This window comes from Mycobacterium sp. URHD0025, from assembly GCF_000426065.1.
GTDB lineage: Bacteria > Actinomycetota > Actinomycetes > Mycobacteriales > Mycobacteriaceae > Mycobacterium.
This window is the reverse complement of sequence record NZ_AUEQ01000021.1, coordinates 1-1,504: the sequence shown is the minus strand read 5'-3', so window position 1 is coordinate 1,504 and position 1,504 is coordinate 1. Positions and strand designations below refer to the sequence as shown.

Below are 1,504 nucleotides of genomic sequence, written 5' to 3'. Positions count from 1 at the left end.
ATTCGTTGTCGGCGACGCGGTTGGTCAATGCGATCAATGCCGGTTTGGGTGCTGATTTGGTGGTGCGGGCGGTGTTCGAGTCGCCGACGGTGGCCGGGCTGGCAGCCCGTGTCGGTGAATGTTCGGGTGCGCGTGAGCCGTTGGTCGCCCAGCCGCGTCGGGCGGTCATTCCGTTGTCGTATGCCCAGCAGCGGTTGTGGTTCCTGGATCAGTTGGAGGGCCCGTCACCGATTTACAACATGGCGGTGGCGTATCGGATCACCGGCGCACTGGATGTCAACGCGCTGGGTCAGGCGTTGACCGATGTGGTCGCCCGACACGAGACCTTGCGCACGGTGTTCAGGTCGGTTGACGGGGTACCAGAGCAGGTCATCAGGCCTGTAGAGCAGGCCGACTTCGGTTGGCAGGTACTCGATGCCACAAACTGGCCAAGCGTCAGGCTAGAGGAGGCGGTTGGCACCGAGGTAGGGCACTCATTTGAGCTTTCCAACGAGATCCCACTGCACGTAACACTTTTCCGCGTCAGCCAAGACGAGTATGTGTTGGTGGCGGTGGTGCACCACATCGCAGCGGATGGTTGGTCGGTGGCTCCGTTGGTCGCCGACTTGGGCGGAGCGTATGCCGCCCGCTGCCTGGGAGGTCCTCCGGACTGGGCGCCCTTGCCGGTGCAGTACGTGGATTACACGCTTTGGCAGCGCGGGTATCTGGGCGAGTTGACCGATCCTGACAGCGACATAGCGGCGCAGGTGGCGTATTGGAAGCAGGCTCTGGCGGGGCTGCCGGAACGCCTCGAGCTACCGACGGATCGGCCGTATCCGGTCGAGGCCGATCACCGGGGCGCGAGTGTGGCGGTGGAATGGCCTGCTGAGTTGCAGCAGCAGGTGGCGCGGGTGGCCCGTGAGCACGATGCGACGCCGTTCATGGTGGTGCAGGCAGCTCTTTCCGTGTTGTTGTCGAAGCTCAGTGCGAGTTGTGATGTGGCGGTGGGTGTTCCGATTGCCGGGCGCGGTGATGCCGCGTTGGATCAGTTGGTGGGTTTCTTCGTCAACACATTGGTGTTGCGGGTGGATCTGGCCGGAGATCCCACCGTTTCTGATGTGGTGGAGCAGGTGCGTCAGCGCAGCTTGGCCGCATTGGAGCATCAGGATGTGCCATTTGAGGTGTTGGTGGATCGGCTCAAGCCGACCCGCTCGCTGGCGCATCATCCGCTGGTTCAGGTGATGCTGGCGTGGCAGAACTTCAGCCGGGAGGCCGACGGTCCTGCTGACGCGGTCTTGGGTGATGTGCAGGTCACACCCTTGGCAGCGGAAACCGCTACCGCTCGGATGGATCTGGTGTTCTCGTTGGGTGAGCGTTTCGGCAAGGCCGGTGAGCTCGCGGGGATCGGTGGGACCGTGGAGTTCCGTACTGATGTGTTCGATGCGGGCAGTATTGAGGTGTTGGTCGGGCGGTTGCAGCGAGTGTTGGACTCGGTGGTTGCTGATCCGGGGCGGTTGTTGTCGTC

1 protein-coding gene is annotated in these 1,504 nt (G+C 63.0%); it reads left to right on the top strand.

What is annotated here, in order from left to right:
- The coding region (locus H977_RS36275; RefSeq protein WP_502691222.1) for a condensation domain-containing protein at positions 1-1,504 on the top strand (1,504 nt) is incomplete at both ends.